Below are 22,598 nucleotides of genomic sequence, written 5' to 3'. Positions count from 1 at the left end.
AAGCTCCCTGAAGTCAGGAAAAAAGACTAACCAAAGAGGCTGTCCTATAAGTTTGGACAGCCTCTTTTTTTATGTCTGAAAATTGAACAAGTAATTTTTATGCTCCGGAGGAGCAATATCTGTGTAGTTGAAAAAACAATGAAATATCGCAAGCACGCCGTAGGTGTGCTATGATAAGATAGAACTCCTACGGCGTTTTGGTACAAGATACTAATATTAATCCTACACAGATATTGCTCCCAAGGAGCAAATCCTACGCTGTGCTATAAAATCATTATTTAATCAGATAAATTCGTGGCGATTACAAAATTTCGCCCGGGTAAGCTGATTAAGCAAGCTATGAAGCTCCCTGAAGTCAGGAAAAAAGACTAACCAAAGAGGCTGTCCTATAAGTTTGGACAGCCTCTTTTTTTATGTCTGAAAATTGAACAAGTAATTTTTATGCTCCGGAGGAGCAATATCTGTGTAGTAGAAAAAACAATGATATATCGCAAGCACGCCGTAGGTGTGCTATGATAAGATAGAACTCCTACGGAGTTCTGGTACAAGATGCTAATATTAATCCTACACAGATATTGCTCCCAAGGAGCAAATCCTACGCTGTGCTATAAAATCATTATTTAATCAGATAAATTCGTGGCGATTACAAAAAAGGATTATCCAGACTTTTAGGACAGCTTCTTTTATTTTCAAATAAATCTTTTGATTACAAAATCTGTTCAGATGAGTCCGGGGCTCTGTCGGAATACCCTTCCGATGCCTGCGATGTAAAACAGAAAGAAATAATCGTTGCGGGCTCCGGAAGTTTTCTAATGAGACTAAAAATCGGATGGGCAATCATCAATTGATATGTCTTGTTTTAATTAAGTCATTTTTGATTTAAGCTTATAAAAAACTGAAAACTAAAAATTTGCGGATAACTTACCATGCTTTAAATAATTTTTTTGGACCTTCCGTCAATTTGGTTATCTTTGGGAACTAACTATATATCTATATGAATACAGAGACTATTGACAACATTAAAATGATAGCGGAAACGGCAAGAGAATTTGCTGAAAAAAATATTAGACCTAATATTATGGAGTGGGATGAAAGTCAGACTTTCCCTAAAGATTTGTTTCATGAGTTAGGAGAAATGGGGTTTATGGGAATTGTTATTCCTGAGCAATATGGAGGCTCTGGTCTTGGATATCACGAGTATGTTACCATTCTGGATGAGATCTCCCAGGTTGACCCTTCTATCGGACTTTCTGTAGCGGCGCACAATTCACTTTGTACCAATCATATTTACGAATTCGGAAATGAAGAACAGCGAAATAAATGGCTTCCTCAGCTGGCATCAGGAAAGGTAATCGGTGCATGGGGATTAACAGAGCATAATACAGGTTCTGATTCCGGAGGAATGTCTACAACCGCTGTAAAAGATGGTGATGAATGGATCATCAGTGGAGCTAAAAACTTTATTACCCACGCTATTTCAGGTGATATTGCCGTGGTGATGACAAGAACCGGTGAAAAGGGAGCTAAAAATAATTCTACTGCTTTCGTATTAGAAAAAGGAATGCCGGGCTTTTCTTCCGGTAAAAAGGAAAATAAGCTGGGAATGAGAGCTTCCGAAACCGCAGAATTGATTTTCGACAATGTTCGTGTTCCAGATTCTCACCGATTAGGAGAAGTGGGTGAAGGATTTAAACAGGCTATGAAAATCCTTGACGGAGGAAGAATATCTATTGCTGCATTGAGTTTAGGAACAGCAAGAGGAGCTTATAAAGCTGCATTGAAATATGCGAAAGAAAGACAGCAGTTTGGTAAGTCTATTTCAGAGTTCCAGGCCATCAACTTTATGCTGGCTGATATGGCTACGGAAATTGATGCTGCAGAATTGCTGATCCAGAGAGCTGCCACTTTGAAAAATGCCAAGCAGAAAATGACCAAAGAAGGCGCAATGGCCAAACTTTATGCTTCTGAAGCTTGTGTAAGAATTGCAAATAATGCGGTTCAGATCTTCGGAGGTTATGGATATACTAAAGATTTCCCTGCTGAAAAATACTACAGAGATTCAAAACTTTGTACGATCGGTGAAGGAACTTCTGAAATTCAACGATTGGTTATCGGCAGAGATATTACAAAATAAGGTGATATAAAAGAGAATTATATCTTCAAAAAGTGAATAGTACCCGCATGTTGCGGGTATTATTTTTATTTAAATACAAGTATATTGATGTGTATTATTTAATGTAATACATAATTATTTATACTAAATATCTAAAAAATTCTTAAAAAATTTTGTTTTTCGTAATTGAATTTTTATTAGATTTGGAGTTCCACAATCAAAAATAATTTTTTATGAAAAAACAATTAACGTTGTTGGGAATGCTTTTTCTTTCAGGCATTTCTTTCGCGCAGACCGATCGTCTCTGGTCGCCGGGATCAGGAAAAGGAACTTCCGGGATCTTTGAAAACAAAAGCAACATTATTAATCCTAAAATTTACAGCCTTGACATTAACGGATTAAAGAATGTTCTAGCCCAGGCGCCAAAAAGATTGGCTGCAGGAGAAAAATCAGAGATTATTATCTCCTTTCCAAATGCTGACGGAAAAATGGAAAACTTCAAGATCAGGGAAAATTCCAATTTCGATCCGCAGCTCGCCGCAAAATATCCTGATATTAAATCTTACGTAGGAGAAGGCCTGGAAAATCCGGATTCTACTGTATACTTCAGTGTTTCTCCGTTAGGTCTGTCGTCCATGGAAATCTATGGTAATAAATCGGCGGTTTTTATTGAACCATATACTAAAGATCTTTCGACGTATATCGTTTATAAAAAATCGGATAAAAAAGATGATCTTAATAAATTTGAATGTACCGTGCTGGATGTTGCCCAAAAAGGTGTAGCAACTGCCAGTGATATGACTGCAAGGCCTAATGCTGATGATGCTAAACTAAGAACTTTCAGACTTGCCCTGTCCTGCACCGGAGAATATACCGCGTACTTCGGTGGAACGAAAGCCAATGCATTAGCTGCAATGAATAACACGATGACCCGCGTTAACGGTGTTTTTGAGAAAGACTTCTCTGCAAGAATGGTCTTGATTTCCAACAATGATGCGGTGATTTATACAAGTGCTTCATCTGATCCCTACTCTTCTGCATCCCAGATGAATAACTGGAATTCTCAATTACAGTCTACTTTAACTTCGGTTATTGGTGAAGCCAATTATGACATAGGACATCTTTTCGGAGCTTCGGGAGGCGGAGGAAATGCAGGTTGCATCGGATGTGTATGTACAAATGGTTCTAAAGGAAGCGGTTATACCTCTCCGGCAGACGGAATTCCTTCGGGAGATAATTTTGATATCGACTATGTTGCCCACGAAATGGGACATCAGTTTGGAGGAAACCATACGTTTTCAATGAGCAACGAAGGAACCGGAGCCAATATGGAGCCGGGATCAGGATCAACAATCATGGGATATGCAGGCATTACAAGTCAGGATATCCAGCCGCATTCTGATGCTTTCTTCCATGCGATCAGTATCCAGCAGATTACCAATAATATTAAAGCAAAAACGTGTCCTGTAAGCACAAATACCGGGAATTCAATCCCTACAGCTAATGCAGGATCAGATTATACCATCCCGAAAGGAACACCTTTTATGCTAACCGGAACAGGAACGGATGCAAACGGAGATTCTTTAACTTATATCTGGGAGCAAATGGATAACGCTTCTTCTTCCCAGACAGGAGCCAGTTCTGCAGCCAGTGCTACCAAATCTTCAGGGCCAACTTTCAGATCATGGACGCCAACCGCTTCACCGGTAAGATATTTCCCAAGAATGGCTTCCGTACTAGCCGGAGCGACAACAACAGCCGGTTCAGAGATTACTGTGGAAGCCTTATCTAATGTAGCCAGAACTTATAATTTTAGATTTACAGTTCGTGACAATAGATCCGGCGGATCAGGAAACAATTCCGATGATGCCGTGATCACTGTGAACGGAACAGCAGGTCCTTTCAGTGTAAGCTCACAGAATTCAGCAACAACCTATACGGGAGGAACTTCTCAAACCGTAACCTGGAATGTTGCAGGAACAACAGCAAATGGTGTAAATGCGGCGAATGTTGATATTCTTTGGTCTACAGATTCCGGGAATACCTGGACTACTCTACTTGCCGGAACACCAAATGACGGTTCCCAGGCAGTGACGATTCCTAATTCATCGACTACAACAGGAAGGATTATGGTAAAAGGCTCCAATCATATTTTCTTTGATGTGAATAATGCCAATATCATCGTAAATGCAGGCTCCGGAACATCAGACACCACAGCACCAACGGCCCCATCATTAGCCGCTTCAGGCACCACTTCTACAAGTACTAATCTTTCATGGTCTGGTGCAACGGATAATGTAGCGGTGACAGGCTACGATGTTTATCAGGGATCTTCACTGATCGGTTCCACGGCATCAACATCTTACACCGTAACAAGTCTTACTCCTTCTACCACATACAGCTTCTCTGTAAGAGCGAAGGATGCAGCAGGAAATGTTTCTTCATCCAGCAATACGGTTAGTGTAACCACTCTTGCCGGAAGCACAGTTTCTTACTGCTCAGCTTCTGCCAATAATACGGCTGATGAAAGAATCGGAAATGTGAAATTCGGCTCTATTAATAATACTTCGACAGGGACTTCAGGTTATGAAAACTTTACTTCCGTTTCTACCAATGTTACCAGGGGAACAGCTTATACTATTTCCGTAACTCCGGTGTGGACATCGACGGTTTACAGTGAAGCTTATGCTGTCTATATTGATTATAACGGCGACGGAGATTTTACAGACAGCGGAGAACTGGCATGGTCAAAATCAGGTTCAACAACAAGTCCTGTAACAGGTTCAATTACGATACCTTCTACAGCAACGTTGGGAAGCACAAGAATGAGGGTAATGATGCAGTATAGCTCTGTTCCTTCATCATCATGTGGCACTTATACGTACGGACAGGTAGAAGATTATACTTTAAATATCGTATCATCCGGAAGAAATGAAACAGGTACAAAAGATCTTCTGACAGATATTAAGCTGTATCCTAATCCTGTAAAAGACATTTTATATATCTCAAATACGACGGCAGAAGATTACAAAATCTTCGATATGGGTGGAAAACTAATCAATTCAGGAAAACTTGAAAGAGGCTCTGTGAATGTAAGCAGTCTTATCAAAGGTGCTTATTTGATTCAGATCGGAGAAACTTCCAAGAGATTCATTAAAAACTAATAGCTGATTCAATTAAACCGAAAGGCTGTCCGGAAACGGGCAGTCTTTTTTTTGGGGTAATGAGTGATAGGTAATAAATGATATTTCTTTAATGATTAAAAATAAAATTCACGATTCATGATTGACAACTAATCATTTTTATTAAATCGTAAAAACCTAAGTCATGAATCGATATTTCTGAAACCTTATTTTTATATTTGCGTAAATAAAAAATATTCATGGATAAAATTGACAGTCTGAACCAGGTAGCAGAATTCCACACCACTTTTAAAGCCCCAATTTTAGAAACTCCGCAGATTCCTTCACCGGAAAGATGCAATCTTCGCGTTGAGCTTTTACAGGAAGAACTTAATGAGCTTAAACAGGCGATTGCGGACAATAATATCGTGGAAATTGCCGATGCGTTGTGTGATCTGCAGTACGTTTTAAGTGGTGCCGTTCTGGAATTTGGACTTGGCAATAAATTTGTAGAACTGTTCGATGAGGTTCAGCGCTCAAACATGTCAAAGGCATGTGACAATGAAGAGCAGGCGCAGGAAACCGTTGAATTTTACAAAGCAAAAGATGTAGAATCATTTTATGAAAAATCAGGTGAAAAATATAATGTTTACCGAAAAGCAGATCATAAAGTTCTGAAAAACAAATATTATTCTCCTGCCGATTTGAAGACAATTATTGAAAAATAGCATGAAAAAAATTATTAAGAGTATTCTCACTATTTCCGTTCTATTTTTTACAGCTCAGCAGCTTAGTGCACAGAAAGTTGTAGTAGGACGTGAAGTGGAAACAACCGATGACGGTAAAATGCTTCTGGGGAATCAGTTAAAAGCGAAATTCCTCGAAGCTCCCTATTCTGACTGGTATGTTAAAGAACATGATGAATATGCACTCGATCAGAAAGCAATCAGCGAACTTAAAAAAGATAAAATAAATTCTTACAGCATTACCGTTTTTATGGGAACATGGTGCGAAGACAGCCACAGGGATTTTCCAAGACTGATGAAAATCCTGGAGGAAGTAAAATATCCTGAAAGCAAGCTGACAATTATTGCTGTAAACCGCAAAAAGGAATCACCTACAGGCGATGAGGTTCGTTACAACATTCAGAAAGTTCCGACGATTATTCTGGAAAGATATGGTAAAGAAGTCGGAAGAATCATAGAAATGCCGACTACTGGCTATATTGAAAGAGATCTGGTTGAAATATTAAAAAAAGACGACCAATCCGTAATCAAAGAAATTTTTAATAAATAAGTATTGAGAAACTTAAAAATAATACTACCCTTTCTTGCAGGAGTCATTTTGATGATTATCCTGTTTTTCAGTTTCAGATCCTGTTTTAATCCTGCCGAGAAAACTGAAAAATCAGATTATTATATCCTGACCAATCAGATTTCAAAGATGAATAAAATGGTTGTTCTTGAGCAGAACACTTCATCGATGCAAAAGACAAAAATGGGTTATGAATTTTTCGGAAAAGAAGTTTCCAGCAACAGCATTATCACGTATACTAAAACCAATGCGCAGGTTTCTTATGATCTTAATAAAATGAAAATGGAAGTGGATTCCGTTAACAAAAAACTGATTATTACGGAATTACCTGAAGCAGAAATAAGAATCACCCCAAGCGTTGAAATTCAGTCTCTTGATGATTCTTTCTTTAACAGGATTTCTGAAAAGGATATTAAAAATGTAACGCAGAAAGCTAAAATTACAGCAACCAATTCCATCGACCAGAACCGACTGAGAAATGAAGGTCGCCAGCAATTAATGGAAAATCTCAATTCAATATTCGTTTTGGCAAAGGCTTTGAATTACAAGATAGAAGACCAGACAGGAAAGCTGGGTGTTTTAAAATTGTAAATTTAAAGGCTATGGATCCGCAAGAAAAAAACAAAAAAGAAGAGCCGGCAAACGCTGCCGAAACAAAAAAACAAAATCAGGATTTTCCGAATATTCCTGCATCATCAAAAAAGACAAATCCGTCTGATGTAGATAAGGAAGACGTTCAGAAATCTTCACAAAATAATAAATCCGGAAAAACTGATAATACGGAAGAATAATAAAAAGGTTCTGCTTTATTGAAGCGGAACCTTTTTCAGAAAAAAAATATACAAATAAAAATCAAACCGTAAGAAATTCGCTCCGCTATATGAATTTTATGGACTCTTTACTACTTATCTAATTGCAGCGAAGCGAAATTTATGATGTCAAACAATGGTAGATTTTCCGAGCTTTACATTTTCAAAATTGTAATAAGATTTCTCGGAATAAGTAATAAAATCTGCAATAAAGCTTCCCACTTCACTAGTCGAATAAGGTTGTTCTGCATTCAGATCTACCGTTACATATTTATTTTCAATAGCATGTTCTACAGACTGTCTTAATTTTTCCGCAGCCTGGTCGAGTTTCAAATAATCAAGCATCATTGCTGTACTCAAAATAGAAGCAATCGGGTTGGCAATTCCTTTGCCTTTTGTCTGGGGATAAGAACCGTGAATAGGCTCAAATAAAGCATTACCATTCCCTATCGAAGCGGAAGGCAACAAACCGATAGAGCCACCAATCACGCTCGCTTCGTCGGATATTATATCACCAAACATATTTTCTGTTACGATTACGTCAAACTGTTTTGGATTTAAAATCAATTGCATGGCGGCATTATCAACAAACATAAAATCCAGTTCTACGTCAGGATATTCTGCTGCGACTTCTTTACAGACTTTTCTCCACAGCCTTGAAGTATCTAAAACATTGGCTTTATCAATTAATGTCAACTTTTTTCTGCGCTTTTGCGCTTCCTGAAAAGCCATATGAACGATCGGGGAAATCTCATCACGGTTGTACTTACAAATGTCGTAAGCGTAACCGGCTTCTTCATCGGTGAATTTTTCACCAAAATAAATTCCGCTCACCAGTTCCCTGAAAATCTGAATATCAGTTCCTTCAATAATTTCTTTTTTTAAAGGACTCTTTTCAATCAGAGAGCTATATGTTTTAAGAGGTCTTATATTTGCAAAAAGTCCAAGCTCTTTACGAAGTTTCAGCAAACCTTGTTCAGGGCGAACTTTTGCGTCAGGATTATTATCAAAAGACGGATCTCCGATAGCCCCAAAAAGAACTGCATCGGATTCTTTGCAGATTTGCAGTGTTTCATCCGGTAAAGGATTTCCTATTTTATAAATCGCTTCAGCGCCCATTAATCCGTATTTAAACTCGAATTTATAATGGAAAGCTTCTGCTATTGCTTCCAAGATTTTAATACTTTCTCCTACGACTTCCGGTCCGATTCCGTCTCCCGGAAGAACTGCTATTTTAAAGTTAGTTTTCATATACTTTTTGTGTTTTTAATTCAAATTCCTGAATTGCCTGCTTTTTACTGATCAAAAAATCAATATCATCGTAGCCATTCATCAGGCATATTTTTTTATAAGAATCAATTTCAAAACTTTCTGTTTTATCATTAAAAGTAATTGTTTGTTTTTCAACGTCCACCAGAATTTCTTTTTCAGGATCTTCCGTGATTCCGCTTAGAATTTCTTTTAAAAAATCTTCAGAAACTTTCACAGGTAACAAGCCGTTATTCAATGCGTTACCCTTAAAAATATCTGCGAAAAAGCTGGAAACAACTACTTTAAATCCATAATCTGTTAAAGACCACGCTGCATGCTCCCGACTGCTTCCGCAACCGAAATTGTTTCCTGCAACGAGAATTTCACCGCTGTATTTAGGATTGTTTAGCACAAAATCAGGATTGGGCTCATTTGTATGAACATTGTATCTCCAGTCTCTAAAAAGATTATCTCCAAAGCCTTTTTTATCAATACTTTTTAAAAACCTGGCCGGAATGATCTGATCCGTATCTATATTTTCTACCGGCAAAGGAATCGCCGTGGATTTTATTGTGATTAATTTTTGCATTTTTTCTGAATAATTAGCTTTAATTATTTATTATTTTTCAGGAGCTTTATCCCGCTATCCACTCATACTCCTCGCTCCATAGCTTTTGCCTTCACTTGCTGCGGGGTAACCGTTTCTATCGGGGCTAGAAAAGTGAACGGTTAATTTCACTTTGTGAGTCAATAGTAAATTGTTTAAAACATTAAAATAAACATTTGACTATCACCGTTAACTATTGACTTATGTAATAAAACTCACCATTGATAATTCACTTACGAAGTAAAATCACCTGTACCATCAGTTTTCAAAAACCGAAATTTTCCCTTCGATAGCGACTTTTGCGGCGGTTAAGGGACTTGCTAATATTGTTCTGGCTCCCTGTCCCTGTCTTCCTTCAAAATTTCTGTTAGAAGTGGAAACACAATATTCACCTTCCGGAATTTTATCATCATTCATCGCTAAACATGCGGAGCATCCCGGTTGTCTTATTTGGAAACCTGCCTCGTTAAAAATTTTATCCAGGCCTTCTTCAAAAATCTGTTTTACAACCTGTTGTGACCCCGGAACAATTAAAGCCTGTACATGTTCTGATTTATGTTTACCTTTAATATAATTTGCCGCCGAACGGAAATCTTCGATTCTTGCATTGGTGCAGCTTCCGATAAAAACATAATTCACTTTGATATCAGAAAGCGCCTGGCCTGCCTTTAAACCCATATATTTCAGTGCCTTTTCCTCAGAATCATTCTGTGGAACCGGAATATTCTGACTGATCGAAATTCCCATTCCCGGATTTGTTCCGTACGTAACCATCGGATAAATTTCAGAAGCGTCAAATGTAAATTCTGCATCGAAAATCGCTCCTTCATCTGTTTTCAGCGTTTTCCAGTACTCCAATTTTTCCTGCCATTCTTCGCCTTGTGGGGCAAATGTTCTTCCTTTGACATAACTGAAAGTGGTTTCATCCGGTGCGATCATTCCGCCGCGGGCACCCATTTCAATGCTCATATTGCAGACGGTCATTCTTCCTTCCATCGACATTTCTTCAAAAACATTTCCGGCATATTCGCAGAAATATCCTGTTCCGCCATCGGTTCCGACTTTAGAAATGATATAGAGAATTACATCTTTTGGCTGAACGTTTTTATTTAATTTCCCATTTACGGTAATTCTCATGGATTTCGGTTTATTCAGCAGTAAACACTGGCTTGCAAAAACCTGTGCTACCTGGCTTGTACCAATTCCGAAGGCAATAGATCCGAAAGCTCCGTGTGTTGAAGTATGGCTGTCTCCGCAGACAATACTCATTCCCGGCTGTGTAATTCCCAGTTCCGGGGCAATGATGTGAACGATCCCCTGATAAGGATGGCCCAAACCATACAGTTCAATATTATTTTTTTTGCAATTCTCTGTAAGTTGCTGAACCTGGTTTCTGGAAGATTCGTCGCGTATCGGCTTATCCTGATCCCATGTGGGAACATTATGGTCGGCTGTAGCAACAATCTGTTTTGGCCTGAAAACTTCCAGGTTTCGTGATTCCAATTCTGCAAAAGCCTGTGGGCTTGTTACTTCATGGATCAGATGTTTGTCAATATATATAATTTGAGGTCCGTCGGGCACAGTTTCCACAACATGAGCGTCCCAGACTTTATCAAAAAGTGTTTTTTTATTGTTGTTCATTTTTATTTATATCTAAAAGAAAATCAATACTCTACCCTATTTTTTTTGTTACTTTATCAATAATTAAACTTAAGTCATCATTATTGACTTCCTTTTTATGGTCAGCTATCTTAAGAAATTCCTGATATAAAAAATCCAGCTCATTTTTAGTAACATCAAAACCGATATTTTTGAATCGGTACGCGAGTGCTGAACGTCCGCTTCTTGCTGTAAGAATAATCGATGAAGCATTGACACCCACCTCCGAAGGATCGATAATCTCGTAAGTTTCTCTGTTTTTGATAACGCCATCCTGGTGAATTCCCGAACTGTGAGCGAAAGCATTGGCTCCCACGATAGCTTTATTCGGCTGCACGGGCATCCCCATAAGATCAGACACCAAAACACTCATAGCGTTGAGCATTTTGGAGTTGACCTCTGTGTATAATTTTAAATTTTTATGTTGTTTAAGAATCATGACAACTTCTTCCAGTGCGGTATTTCCTGCTCTTTCTCCAAGTCCGTTGATGGTGCACTCTATCTGTCTTGCCCCATTAATTACTCCCGAAATTGAATTGGCTGTGGCCAGTCCAAGATCATTATGACAATGGCAGGATAAAACCGCCTTTTCAATTCCTTTTACGTTTTCTTTTAAATATTTTATTTTTTCTCCGTATTCTTCAGGAAGACAATACCCTGTTGTATCGGGAATATTAAGAACTGTTGCTCCGGCTTTGATGGCTTCTTCGCAAACTTTCGCAAGATAATCATTGTCAGTTCTTCCGGCGTCTTCGGCATAAAATTCCACATCTTCCACGAAAGTTTTGGCATATTTTACAGCCTGAACGGCTCTTTCAATAATATCTTCCCTGTTGGAGTTAAATTTATATTTGATATGAGAATCTGAAGTTCCGATTCCTGTATGAATTCTTGGTCTTTTGGCGTATTTTAGTGCTTCGGCAGCAGCCTCGATATCTTTTTGGTTAGCTCTTGTCAGCCCGCATACTTTTGCATTTTTCACCAATTTTGAAATTTCTGAAACGGAATGAAAATCTCCCGGACTTGAAATAGGAAATCCCGCTTCAATGATGTCAACACCAAGCTCATCGAGTTTTTCCGCAATAGCTAATTTCTGTTCCGTATTGAGTTTGCAGCCCGGAACCTGCTCTCCGTCCCGTAGCGTGGTGTCAAAAATTTCAACTTTTTCGGAATTCATAATGAAGTTTTTTACTTAATTTTGAATCAAAACTAGAAAGATGAAACGTTTAGTCTTTATTGGTTTTAATAAAAATTACAATACTCAAAATATTGAAATTTGAATTTAATTATTTGTTTATCAGAATTTTAATTTATAAAAATTTACAATGGCAGAATTGCAGAAAGATTTTTTATTTGTCCTTATTAAGTCATTGACGACTTCGGAAAAAAGGCAATTCAAGCTGTATGTAAACCGTCTTGGAATTAATGTTGATGCAAAATTTCTTCTTCTTTTTTCGGAAATCGATAAGATGAAAGAATATGATGAAAATACAATCATCAGCAAAAAAATTTCCACAAAACAACAGCTGTCCAATTTAAAAGCGCACCTTTATAAGCAAATTTTAGTGAGCTTACGTATGAATCCGAGTCATCAGAATTACCGGATCCAATTGCGTGAACAGCTTGACTTTGCAAATATTCTGTATCAGAAAGGTCTTTATAAGCAGGCTTTGAAAATTTTAGACAAAACGAAACAGTCGGCATTGGAACTTGATGAAAAAACAATTGCTTCGGAAGTGATTGATTTAGAGAAAGTAATTGAATCACAGTTCATTACAAGAAGTATTGAAGGGCGTGCAGATGAACTCATCAGGCAATCAACTGAAATCAGCAAGCAGAATCATTATGCCACGGAATTATCCAATCTTTCGCTGAAACTCTACAGTGAAATGCTGACGCACGGCTATGTAAAAACTGATGAAGAGCGTGCTGAAGTCATGGAGATCTTTACTTCACAAATTCAAAAAATAACTTTTGAAAAACTGAATTTTACAGAGAAACTGTGGTATTTTAAAGCTCACGTCTGGAAAAACCAATTGCTCCAGGAATATAAATATACATTGAAATATGCCTTTCAGTGGGTAGATTTATTTCACAAAAATCCAGAGATGATCACGAGTCATCCCGTATGGTATATCAAAGGAAATACGTACCTCCTGAAAATCCTTTTTCTTTATGGGAATATTGATATTTTAGAAAATAGTTTTAACACATTTAATGAGGTCGTACATTCTTCAAGTTTTACTCAAAATGAAAACTTACAATCTCTTATTTTTCTGACACATTATAATACGTTGATGAATATTCACTTTGTTAAAGGTGAATTCTTTTCAGGCTCAAAACTGATTCCGGAAATTGAACTGAAAATGGAAAGGCTTCGCGACAAAATCGATGAGCATCATTTTATGATTTTGTATCTTAAAATGGCAGCTATGTTTTTCGGAAGTAAGAAATTTAAAGAATCAATAAAGTATGCTCTAAAAATAACGGAATCCAAAGGAAATGTTCAGGAAGATCTGTTGTTTCATACACGGATTTTGATTTTAATGGCTAAGTATGAGTCAGGAAATGATGAAGATTATGATGAGTTTATCAAAGCAACTCTCAAATTCGCGAAAAAAATGAAAAAGCCGGATGAATTTCATTTTGAAAGCGTGAATTTTTTTAAAAATCTGAATAATTTAACGCCTCACAATCAGTTGGAATCTTTCAAAGAATTTGATAAAAAGTTGGATGTTTTTGAAGGAAATGAGTATTACAGGAGGTCTTTATTGTACATCGATATTCATGGCTGGGTAAAATCTAAAGTGAGAAATGTTGACGTTATCGAAATTATTAAAGAGAAAGTGAGATATAAAAGAGATCATTAAAATAATTATAACATATTCATAATTAAAAAGTTGATATTATTTCAATCTTTAAAAACGGTTTTATTTGCTTTTTAGTATTAAATCTTCCGCCAAATAGATACATCTGTAGCATTTTAAATAAAAATTCCGTATTTTTGCATCTTAAAATTTCTTAGTAAACAATGATAAAAATTACACTTCCAGACAATAGTGTCAAAGAATTCGAGGCAGGAGTTACTCCGCTAGATGTGGCAAAATCTATAAGCGAGGGATTGGCTAGAAACACCATTTCCGCAATTGTTAATGACAAACAAGTAGAAACAACCACACCTATCACCACGGATTCTACGGTACAACTATTGACATGGAATGATGATCTTGGAAAGAAGGCGTTTTGGCATTCTTCTGCCCACCTTCTGGCGCAGGCAATCCTTGAATTTTATCCTAATGCTAAGTTGACAATCGGTCCTGCGATCGAAAGCGGTTTCTATTATGATGTAGATTTCGGTGACGAAAGTTTGTCTGAAAAAGATTTCGAGAAAATTGAAAAGAAAGTATTGGAAAATGCTAAAAAAGGTTCAACTTTTTCATTGTACCCTGTTTCTAAAGAAGAAGCATTAAAGGTCTATGCAGATAATCCTTATAAAGTAGAACTGATCTCTAATCTGAATGATGGGGAAATCACTTTTGTAACCCACGATGATTTTACAGATCTTTGTCGTGGAGGACATATTCCGAATACAGGTATTGTAAAAGCTGTTAAGATATTAAATGCAGCCGGAGCTTACTGGAGAGGAAATGAAAAAAATCCTCAGCTGACAAGAGTATACGGTATTTCTTTCCCTAAACAGAAAGAATTAACAGAATATCTTGAAAGACTTGAAGAAGCCAAAAGAAGGGATCACAGAAAATTAGGTAAAGAATTAGGAATCTTCGCTTTCTCTGAAAAAGTAGGTGCCGGGTTGCCGCTTTGGTTGCCAAAAGGAACTGCCTTAAGAAGAAAACTGGAGAATTTCCTTTCTGCCGCTCAGAAAAAAGGAGGTTATGAATTCGTAATGTCGCCACATATCGGAGCAAAAGAATTGTATGTAACTTCAGGACACTGGGATAAATATGGAGCAGACAGCTTCCAGCCGATCAAAACTCCGAATGAAGGAGAAGAATTCATGCTGAAGCCGATGAACTGTCCTCACCACTGTGAAATTTATAAAACTTCGCAATGGAGCTACAGAGACTTACCGAAAAGATATGCAGAATTCGGAACCGTTTACCGATATGAGCAATCAGGAGAGCTTCACGGCTTGACAAGAGTTCGTGGATTTACTCAAGATGATGCACACTTATTCTGTACTCCGGATCAGCTTTTGGGGGAATTTGAAGCGGTAATTGATCTTGTACTGTATGTTTTCAGATCATTAGGTTTCGAAGATTTTGTGACTCAGGTTTCATTAAGAGATCCTGAAAACAGAGAAAAATATATCGGCTCCGACGAGAACTGGGAAAAAGCGGAAAATGCAATCATTACAGCGGCGAAAAACAAAGGTTTAAAAACTGTCGTTGAATATGGTGAAGCAGCATTCTACGGTCCTAAGCTTGATTTCATGGTAAAGGATGCTTTAGGCAGAAAATGGCAGCTTGGAACGATCCAGGTTGATTATAACCTGCCGGAAAGATTTGATCTTCACTATATCGGAAACGATAATGAGAAGCACAGACCGGTAATGATTCACAGAGCGCCGTTTGGTTCTATGGAGCGCTTTATTGCGATCCTTCTGGAAAATACTGCCGGAGACTTCCCATTGTGGTTGAGCCCGGATCAGTTTATTATTCTTCCGATCAGTGAAAAATATGCAGATTATGCTAAAAAAGTTTCAGAATTTTTAGAAAATCACGATATTAGCGGTCAGATTGATAACAGAAACGAAAAGACAGGTAAGAAGATCCGTGATGCAGAATTAAACAAAATTCCATTCATGCTGGTTGTAGGTGAAAATGAAGAGAAGGATGGCACAATTTCTGTACGTAGACGGGGTGAAGGTGATTTAGGAGTTATGAATCTTGAGGATTTCGTTTCTTATTTCAAAAAAGAATCTGCGATATAAAAAATCAACGATTCAAAATTCAGTATTGAAATAGTTTATAAATTAATACTGGATATAATTAAATTAGAGTTAACCAATAAAATTATAATACAATAGCACAAAGATTTAACAACAGGGGCCCACAGAGACGTCCGGTACAGGAGGACGCTCACTTGATCAACGATAAAATTCGTGTGAGAGAGCTTCGTTTAGTGGGCGATAACGTAGAGCCGGGAGTATATCCTACAGAAAAAGCAAGACAGATTGCTCAGGAGCAGGAGCTTGATCTGGTAGTAATTTCCGATAAGGCTGAACCGTTTATTGCTAGAGTTTTGGACTATAAAAAGTTCTTATACGAGCAAAAGAAAAAACAGAAGGAACTTAAAGCCAAGCAGGTAAAAGTGGTCGTAAAAGAAATCCGTTTCGGACCTCAGACTGACGAACACGATTACGAATTTAAGAAGAAGCATGCTGAAAAATTCCTTGAGGAAGGTTCAAAATTAAAGACCTACGTATTTTTTAAAGGACGTTCGATTATCTTTAAGGACCAGGGAGAAATCCTTCTTTTAAAACTTGCCCAGGAGCTGGAGCATGTTGGAAAAGTAGATCAGCTTCCCAAGCTTGAAGGAAAGAGAATGATTATGATGATGAGTCCTAAAAAACCGGCTAAATAATCTATAATGTATGATCATCGGTTTTTAAAGTTTTAGGCTTTACTGATGATTTAAGATAACAAAAGGAGATTTTCTATGAAAGTCTCTTTTTGTATTATTATTTTTAGTAATTTTGCAGTCGCGATTATTTGCGTGAGGGATAGTAATGAAAAGCCCACAGCAAACGAAGGAAATAGCGCTGTGCGAGGACTTGTAATGAATAGCCCGACCCGAGTGAGTGAGTGGAGCAAAGCGGAACGAGCGAGCGAGGGACACGCCCAGGGTAATGTAACAATTTAAAAGTAACAATGTAATAATTATTTGTCATTGCTATATCGTAAACGGATGCATTACTTATTGAAAAAGAATTGATAACAAAACAATAAAAAGCAAAACAATGCCAAAATTAAAAACGAAATCAGGTGCTAAGAAACGTTTTGCTCTTACCGGTTCTGGTAAGATCAAAAGAAAAAATGCTTTCAAAAGCCACATCTTGACAAAGAAAGAAACGAAGCAGAAGAGAAATCTTACGCAAACTTCTTATGTTGCTAAAGTGGACGAGAAGAGTGTTCAACGTCAATTAGCCATTAAGTAGTTTTTATAAATCTATATTCGGTTTATAAGAATTCAAACAAATTCAACATTTTAACCCTGAAATGGAGCAACTAAGAGTAATGAAACAGTTACCGCACATTTCAAAAAAACAATTTAAATTATGCCAAGATCAGTAAATGCCGTAGCTTCCAGAGCTCGCAGAAAGAAAATTTTTAAGCAAGCTAAAGGTTATTTCGGAAGAAGAAAGAACGTTTGGACTGTAGCTAAAAACGCGGTAGAAAAAGCAATGCAATATGCTTACCGTGGTAGAAAAGAGAAAAAGAGAAACTTCAGAGCGCTTTGGATCACTCGTATCAACGCGGGAACCAGAGAGCACGGAATGTCTTACTCTCAATTTATGGGGGCTCTTAAAAAGAACAACATTGAGCTTAACAGAAAAGTTTTAGCAGATTTAGCAATGAATCACCCTGAAGCTTTCAAAGCAGTTGTAGATCAAGTAAAATAATGTAAAATTTTTGTTATCAATATAAATCCCGGGTTTTTTGCCTGGGATTTTTTTATTATATACATTTGCTAAATTATTAAAGACGTAAAATTTTATTTAAAAGTGAAAAAACTAAGTACTCTTCTGCTTATTTCTTTAGCATCCTATGGCTTGCAGGCTCAAAGTTTTATTCAGGCTTATAAAAACAGGGCCGATCAGGTTTCCCAGACCAATATTACCACCCTTCTTCAGGAATTTGAAAATCTAGGCGTGAAAACCACCGGATCAGCGGCCAATACAAATGCCTTGAACTGGCTGAAAGCTAAATATCAGTCTTACGGGTATTCTGCTAATCAGATTACGGAAGATGCTTTTACATTTGGAGGAAATGTAAATTCAAAAAATTTAATTATAACAAAAACAGGAACGGTTTATCCTAATATTTATGTTATTATTTGCGGTCATTACGATACGATTACAGGTCCCGGTGTGAGTGACAACGGCAGCGGAACTTCAATCATTCTCGAAGCAGCAAGAATTCTGAAAGATATTCCGACTGAATATTCAATCAAATTTATTCATTTTTCCGGTGAGGAGCAGGGATTGCAAGGTAGTGGACATTACGCCGACAATGTCGTTTTCCAGAATGGTGTCCGACAACTTAATGTAAGGTTGGTCTTTAATATCGATCAGGTAGGTGGAAAAATTGGAAATAATAATGATGCTATAAAATGTGAGAGCGATCAGTCCGGACAAACGGCAAATAATGCTCCATCGCTTGCTTTTACTCAGCAATTGGCTAACTGTACGGAATTATATTCTCCGTTGCAGACGGTTATGTCTAATGCGTATTCTTCTGATTATATGCCTTTTGAAGCGAATGGTGATATCATTACAGGTTTTTATGAAAATGTAAGAAGTTACAACGAACATACTATAAACGATACTTTTGCTAATGTAGATCCGGTGTATGTATTCAATGTAGGAAAGGCTGCTGTCGGAGCATTGCAACATTTTGCCACGGCAACCACGGCTCAGCTTGGTACTAAAGATGTCAGCTTAAATGCTTTAGAATCAGTTAGAATCTATCCTAATCCTTCCCAAGATTTTATCAATATTGAACTGCCTAAAGATATTAAAGATTTTCATGTAGAAATCACAGATATGAACGGCCGTTTAATTAGCAATACGCAAAATGAAACAAAGATCAATGTTTCAGGACTGGCTAACGGTGCTTATTTGTGTAATATAAAAACAAATAATCAGACTGCGGTCAGAAAAATTGTTATTGGGAAATAATTAGTTTTTATAAATATGGGGTTTCGGCGGGCTTTGCCCGCCGAAACCTTTTTAAGCCATTATTACTTTATTTACTACGTCCGATAAGAATTTGCTCGATATCATTAAAACTCAAATTTTTATATTTTAGCAAAATCAAAAAATGATAGAGGAGATCGGCTGCTTCATTTTTGAAAAGATTCTCATCATTATCTTTGGCTTCAATAACCAGCTCTACGGCTTCCTCTCCTACTTTTTGGGTGATTTTATTTATCCCTTTCCGGAACAGTGAATAAGTATATGAATTTTCTGCTTTTTCATTGATTCGCCGTTCGATATTGTCTTCCAGTTCATATATAAATCCTTTGGAATCTTTATCTCCAAAACAACTGAAACTTCCTGTATGACAGACTATATCTTTAGGCAATGCTTTAATTAATATCGTGTCCTGATCGCAATCTGCAGTTATACTTTCTACGGTAAGGAAATTTCCCGACTCCTCACCTTTTGTCCATAACCTGTTTTTTGAACGGCTGAAAAATGTGACTATTCCTTCTTTTTCGGTTTTTTCAAAAGCTTCTTCATTCATGTAACCTAACATTAAAACCTGCAATGTCCTGATATCCTGTATAATGACAGGGATTAAACCGTTCTCATTTTTATTAAAATTAATTTTCATCGTATGGGTAAATTTTTATTTTTTAATTTATTTTTCAAATCCTGGATATTTATTTCATTGAAATGGAAAACGCTTGCTGCCAGAGCTCCGGTAGCTTTGGTCTGTTTAAAGACCATTTCAAAATCTGCACTTTTTCCTGCTCCTCCGGAAGCGATTAGGGGGATATTGACATTTTCTGAAATCAACTTTGTCATTCTAAGATCGAAACCGCTTTTAGTTCCGTCACCGTCCATTGAAGTCAGTAAAATTTCTCCCGCACCTAAATCTTCAGCTGTTTTTGCCCAGTCTAAAGTTTTTATTCCCGTATTTTCTCTTCCGCCTTTAATATGAACAAAGTCGCCCGTGTCTGCAAATTTTGTATCGATGGCCACTACAACACACTGACTTCCAAACTCTTTAGAAAGATCATCAATAAGCTGTGGATTTTTAACTGCCGAAGAATTTATACTTATTTTATCGGCTCCGGCTTCGAGTAAGATTCTCACATCTTCAATGCTTGTAATCCCACCGCCGACGGTAAAGGGGATGCTGAGTTCTGCGGCAATTTTTTTTACGAGTTTCAAAAAGGTTTTTCGTTCTTCGATGGTTGCTGTAATATCCAGGAAGATCAATTCGTCAGCTCCTTCTTTTTCATACTTTTTAGCAAGTTCTATTGGGTCACCGGCATTCCGGAGGCCTTCGAAATTGATACCTTTCACAGTTTCTCCGTCTTTGATATCCAGACATGGAATTATTCTTTTTTTAAGCATTTTCAATAAAATTTTGGAGTTGATTCAAACTGATTCTGCCTTCATAAATTGCCTTTCCGATAATGGTTCCGGAACATCCTATTTCTTTCATTTTATAAACGTCTTCCAGACAAGATATGCCTCCGCTTGCAGTAAGCTGTACAGCAGTTTGATCTAAAATATCCTGATAAAGTTCTGTGGAAGGCCCTTCCAGCGTTCCGTCTTTTGAAATATCAGTACAGATCACATTTTTTATTCCTTTTTTCTGATATTCAGGAATAAATTCTATAATATTCAGTTGACTTTCTTCGAGCCAGCCTGAAGTTTTTATCTTTCTGTTCTGACAATCCGCACCTAAAATAATTTTTTCCGGACCATATTTTTTAATCAGCTCAAAACAAAAATCAGGATCCTGAACCGCAATGCTTCCAATGGTAATTTGTCTCGCTCCCGAATTAAAAGCAATTTCAATGTCTTCCAAAGTTTTTAAGCCTCCTCCGAAATCTATTTCCAAGGATGTCTCTTTCGCAATGGTTTCTAAAACTTTTTGGTTAACGATATGTTTTGATTTTGCACCGTCAAGATCTACCAGGTGAAGATATTTTATCCCGAAGTTTTCAAATTCTTTGGCAACTTCAAGAGGATTTTCATTATATATTTTCTTTGTTCCGTAGTCGCCTTTCGACAGCCGGACACATTTTCCATCAATAATATCAATGGCGGGGATAATTTTCATACTTAAAGCTTTAAAAAGTTTTCCAATAAACGACTTCCAACATCTCCTGATTTTTCAGGGTGAAACTGTACCGCATAAAAATTGTCTTTTTGAAGTGATGCACTAAATGGCAAAATATAATTGCAGACTGAAGTCGTATTTTCTGATAATTCACAATAATAACTGTGTACAAAATACATATCATCATCCACGGTTATTCCTGAAAAAAGACCTGATGTAAAATCCGAGAGCGTATTCCATCCCATATGGGGTACAACATCATTTGTGGGAAATTTCTTTACTTCAATATCGAAAATGCCCATTCCTTGTGTGTTTCCTTCTTCGTTGTCTCTACACATCAGCTGCATTCCGAGGCAGATGCCTAAAACTGGCTGCGTTAAGGTGGGAATTAGCAGATCTAATCCTTTTTCTTTGAGTATTTTCATTGTTGAAGAGGCTTCACCGACACCGGGAAAAATTACCTTGTCTGCCTGCTTTATGATTTCAGTATCATCGGTAATAATAGATTCCGCATTTAATCTTGATAATGCATTTTGTACAGAATTTACATTTCCGCCGTTATATTTTATTATGGCTATCATTTTATAAAGTTCCTTTGGTTGATGGGATATTAAAATTTTGATCTGTTTGATTTACTGCCATTTTTATGGCTTTTGCAAATGCTTTAAAAATAGATTCAATCTTGTGGTGTTCATTTTCACCTTCAGCTTTGATGTTGATATTACACCGGGCCGAATCGGCAAAAGATTTAAAGAAATGAAAAAACATTTCCGTAGGGACATCCCCTATTTTTTCTCTTTTAAAATTAACGTCCCACACCAGCCAGGAACGTCCGCCAAAATCAATGGCCACCTGGGCCAGACAGTCGTCCATCGGAAGAAGAAAACCATATCTTTCAATACCTTTTTTCCTTCCTAATGCTTTTGCAAAAGCTTCTCCTAAAACAATTCCCGTATCTTCAATCGTATGATGCTCATCGACCTGTAAATCTCCTTCTGCATTAATTTTTAAGTCGATATTGCCATGTCTGGAAATCTGCTCAAGCATGTGGTTGAAGAATTGAAGCCCGGTTTCGATGTCGGCCTGTCCGTTTCCGTCCAGATTGATTTTAATTTCGATATCAGTTTCATTGGTTTTCCTTGATACTTTTATCTTTCTGGGAGTTTTTTTAAGATATTGGTAAATTTCACTCCAGCTTTCTGTTGTCAGTTCGGCATCTTTATTTTGAATTTTATTAATATAAATAGCTTTTGAGCCCAAATTCTTTGCTAACTGAATATCCGTTATTCTGTCCCCGATCACAAATGAATTTTTAAGATCATAATCTCCGTAGATGTATTTTCCCAACAATCCGGTTCCGGGTTTTCTTGTTGAAAGATTTTCATGTTCAAAGCTCCTGTCAATGAGAATATCGTTAAAAATAATCCCTTCGTTTTCAAATGACTTCAACATTTTTTTGTGAGGGTTTATAAAACTTTCATATGGAAAACTTGTTGTTCCTAATCCATCCTGATTGGTAATCATGACCAATTCATAATCAAGTTCTTTGGCAATTTTTGCGAGATTCTGAAAAACTCCCGGATAAAATTCTAACTTTTCAAGAGAATCAACCTGGAAATCTGTTGGCGGTTCAATGATTAATGTTCCGTCGCGGTCTATAAATAGTATTTTTTTCATTTA

General features: G+C 37.2%; 21 protein-coding genes. 12 read left to right on the top strand and 9 right to left on the bottom strand.

All coding sequences use genetic code 11. From position 1 onward, the window contains the following. Positions 1–994 precede the first annotated feature (994 nt). From AC3WV0_RS03730 to AC3WV0_RS03705, 6 genes are all read left to right on the top strand, one after another. Complete coding sequence (locus AC3WV0_RS03730) at positions 995–2,134, top strand: acyl-CoA dehydrogenase family protein (protein ID WP_090000908.1); 1,140 nt, start codon at positions 995–997, stop codon at positions 2,132–2,134. A 212-nt stretch (positions 2,135–2,346) separates the two neighbouring features. After that, positions 2,347–5,277 (top strand): reprolysin-like metallopeptidase, encoded by a 2,931-nt coding sequence (locus tag AC3WV0_RS03725; RefSeq protein ID WP_488844108.1) that lies wholly within the window; start codon positions 2,347–2,349, stop codon positions 5,275–5,277. Between the two features lie 218 nt (positions 5,278–5,495). Further along, positions 5,496–5,963 carry a pyrophosphohydrolase domain-containing protein gene (locus tag AC3WV0_RS03720; RefSeq protein WP_090000910.1) on the top strand — a complete coding sequence of 156 codons (468 nt, stop codon included), beginning with the start codon at positions 5,496–5,498 and terminating at the stop codon, positions 5,961–5,963. Between the two features lies 1 nt (position 5,964). Then, positions 5,965–6,531: a TlpA family protein disulfide reductase gene (locus tag AC3WV0_RS03715; RefSeq protein WP_090000911.1), complete on the top strand. Its 567-nt coding sequence runs from the start codon at positions 5,965–5,967 to the stop codon at positions 6,529–6,531. A gap of 3 nt (positions 6,532–6,534) precedes the next feature. Further along, positions 6,535–7,140: a DUF4230 domain-containing protein gene (locus tag AC3WV0_RS03710; protein ID WP_488844105.1), complete on the top strand. Its 606-nt coding sequence runs from the start codon at positions 6,535–6,537 to the stop codon at positions 7,138–7,140. Between the two features lie 11 nt (positions 7,141–7,151). Beyond that, the gene (locus AC3WV0_RS03705; protein ID WP_488844103.1) at positions 7,152–7,340 is read left to right on the top strand and encodes a hypothetical protein; all 189 of its coding nucleotides are present in this window, start codon (positions 7,152–7,154) and stop codon (positions 7,338–7,340) included. Positions 7,341–7,487: 147 nt separating this feature from the next. On the opposite strand, the gene leuB is transcribed toward AC3WV0_RS03705, so the two are convergent. The 4 genes from leuB to AC3WV0_RS03685 form a co-directional block, all read right to left on the bottom strand. Then, the gene (gene leuB / locus AC3WV0_RS03700; protein ID WP_488844101.1) at positions 7,488–8,609 is read right to left on the bottom strand and encodes a 3-isopropylmalate dehydrogenase; all 1,122 of its coding nucleotides are present in this window, start codon (positions 8,607–8,609) and stop codon (positions 7,488–7,490) included. Beyond that, positions 8,599–9,198, bottom strand: a complete 600-nt coding sequence (leuD, locus tag AC3WV0_RS03695; protein ID WP_488844099.1) for a 3-isopropylmalate dehydratase small subunit — start codon at positions 9,196–9,198, stop codon at positions 8,599–8,601. The genes leuB and leuD overlap by 11 nt, the downstream gene beginning before the upstream one ends. Before the next feature lie 276 nt (positions 9,199–9,474). Next, complete coding sequence (leuC, locus tag AC3WV0_RS03690; RefSeq protein ID WP_488844097.1) at positions 9,475–10,857, bottom strand: 3-isopropylmalate dehydratase large subunit; 1,383 nt, start codon at positions 10,855–10,857, stop codon at positions 9,475–9,477. Positions 10,858–10,888: 31 nt separating this feature from the next. After that, positions 10,889–12,052, bottom strand: a complete 1,164-nt coding sequence (locus AC3WV0_RS03685; RefSeq protein WP_090000917.1) for a 2-isopropylmalate synthase — start codon at positions 12,050–12,052, stop codon at positions 10,889–10,891. 148 nt (positions 12,053–12,200) lie between these two features. Between AC3WV0_RS03685 and AC3WV0_RS03680 the strand changes: the two genes are divergently transcribed. The 6 genes from AC3WV0_RS03680 (at position 12,201) to AC3WV0_RS03655 (ending at position 18,796) form a co-directional block, all read left to right on the top strand. Then, positions 12,201–13,745 carry a hypothetical protein gene (locus AC3WV0_RS03680; protein WP_488844095.1) on the top strand — a complete coding sequence of 515 codons (1,545 nt, stop codon included), beginning with the start codon at positions 12,201–12,203 and terminating at the stop codon, positions 13,743–13,745. Between the two features lie 161 nt (positions 13,746–13,906). Then, positions 13,907–15,826 (top strand): threonine--tRNA ligase, encoded by a 1,920-nt coding sequence (gene thrS, locus AC3WV0_RS03675; protein ID WP_488844094.1) that lies wholly within the window; start codon positions 13,907–13,909, stop codon positions 15,824–15,826. 152 nt (positions 15,827–15,978) lie between these two features. Next, positions 15,979–16,479 carry a translation initiation factor IF-3 gene (infC, locus tag AC3WV0_RS03670; protein ID WP_177175308.1) on the top strand — a complete coding sequence of 167 codons (501 nt, stop codon included), beginning with the start codon at positions 15,979–15,981 and terminating at the stop codon, positions 16,477–16,479. A 376-nt stretch (positions 16,480–16,855) separates the two neighbouring features. Then, complete coding sequence (rpmI, locus tag AC3WV0_RS03665) at positions 16,856–17,053, top strand: 50S ribosomal protein L35 (RefSeq protein ID WP_488844093.1); 198 nt, start codon at positions 16,856–16,858, stop codon at positions 17,051–17,053. Between the two features lie 120 nt (positions 17,054–17,173). Next, positions 17,174–17,518, top strand: a complete 345-nt coding sequence (gene rplT, locus AC3WV0_RS03660) for a 50S ribosomal protein L20 (protein WP_050020978.1) — start codon at positions 17,174–17,176, stop codon at positions 17,516–17,518. 102 nt (positions 17,519–17,620) lie between these two features. Further along, complete coding sequence (locus AC3WV0_RS03655) at positions 17,621–18,796, top strand: M28 family peptidase (RefSeq protein ID WP_488844090.1); 1,176 nt, start codon at positions 17,621–17,623, stop codon at positions 18,794–18,796. Between the two features lie 67 nt (positions 18,797–18,863). Here the strand turns inward: AC3WV0_RS03655 and hisIE are convergent, their stop codons facing one another. From hisIE to hisB, 5 genes are read right to left on the bottom strand one after another with little or no spacing between them, the layout of a single operon-like run. Continuing rightward, complete coding sequence (gene hisIE / locus AC3WV0_RS03650) at positions 18,864–19,454, bottom strand: bifunctional phosphoribosyl-AMP cyclohydrolase/phosphoribosyl-ATP diphosphatase HisIE (RefSeq protein WP_488844088.1); 591 nt, start codon at positions 19,452–19,454, stop codon at positions 18,864–18,866. Further along, entirely contained in the window at positions 19,451–20,203 is a 753-nt protein-coding gene (hisF, locus tag AC3WV0_RS03645) for an imidazole glycerol phosphate synthase subunit HisF (protein WP_488844086.1), read from the bottom strand. Before hisF ends, hisIE begins: the two co-directional genes overlap by 4 nt. Next, a complete protein-coding gene (hisA, locus tag AC3WV0_RS03640) occupies positions 20,196–20,918 on the bottom strand; it encodes a 1-(5-phosphoribosyl)-5-[(5-phosphoribosylamino)methylideneamino]imidazole-4-carboxamide isomerase (RefSeq protein WP_488844084.1) in 723 nt (240 codons plus the stop codon). Before hisA ends, hisF begins: the two co-directional genes overlap by 8 nt. A gap of 2 nt (positions 20,919–20,920) precedes the next feature. Then, on the bottom strand, positions 20,921–21,499 hold the full coding sequence (gene hisH, locus AC3WV0_RS03635) for an imidazole glycerol phosphate synthase subunit HisH (protein WP_488844082.1): 579 nt from the start codon (positions 21,497–21,499) through the stop codon (positions 20,921–20,923). A 1-nt stretch (position 21,500) separates the two neighbouring features. Next, on the bottom strand, positions 21,501–22,595 hold the full coding sequence (gene hisB, locus AC3WV0_RS03630; RefSeq protein WP_488844080.1) for a bifunctional histidinol-phosphatase/imidazoleglycerol-phosphate dehydratase HisB: 1,095 nt from the start codon (positions 22,593–22,595) through the stop codon (positions 21,501–21,503). Positions 22,596–22,598: the final 3 nt, after the last annotated feature.

Source organism: Chryseobacterium sp. 27AL (assembly GCF_057815395.1).
Note: the sequence above shows the minus strand (reverse complement) of the source record. Positions and strands in the feature narration are given on the sequence as shown.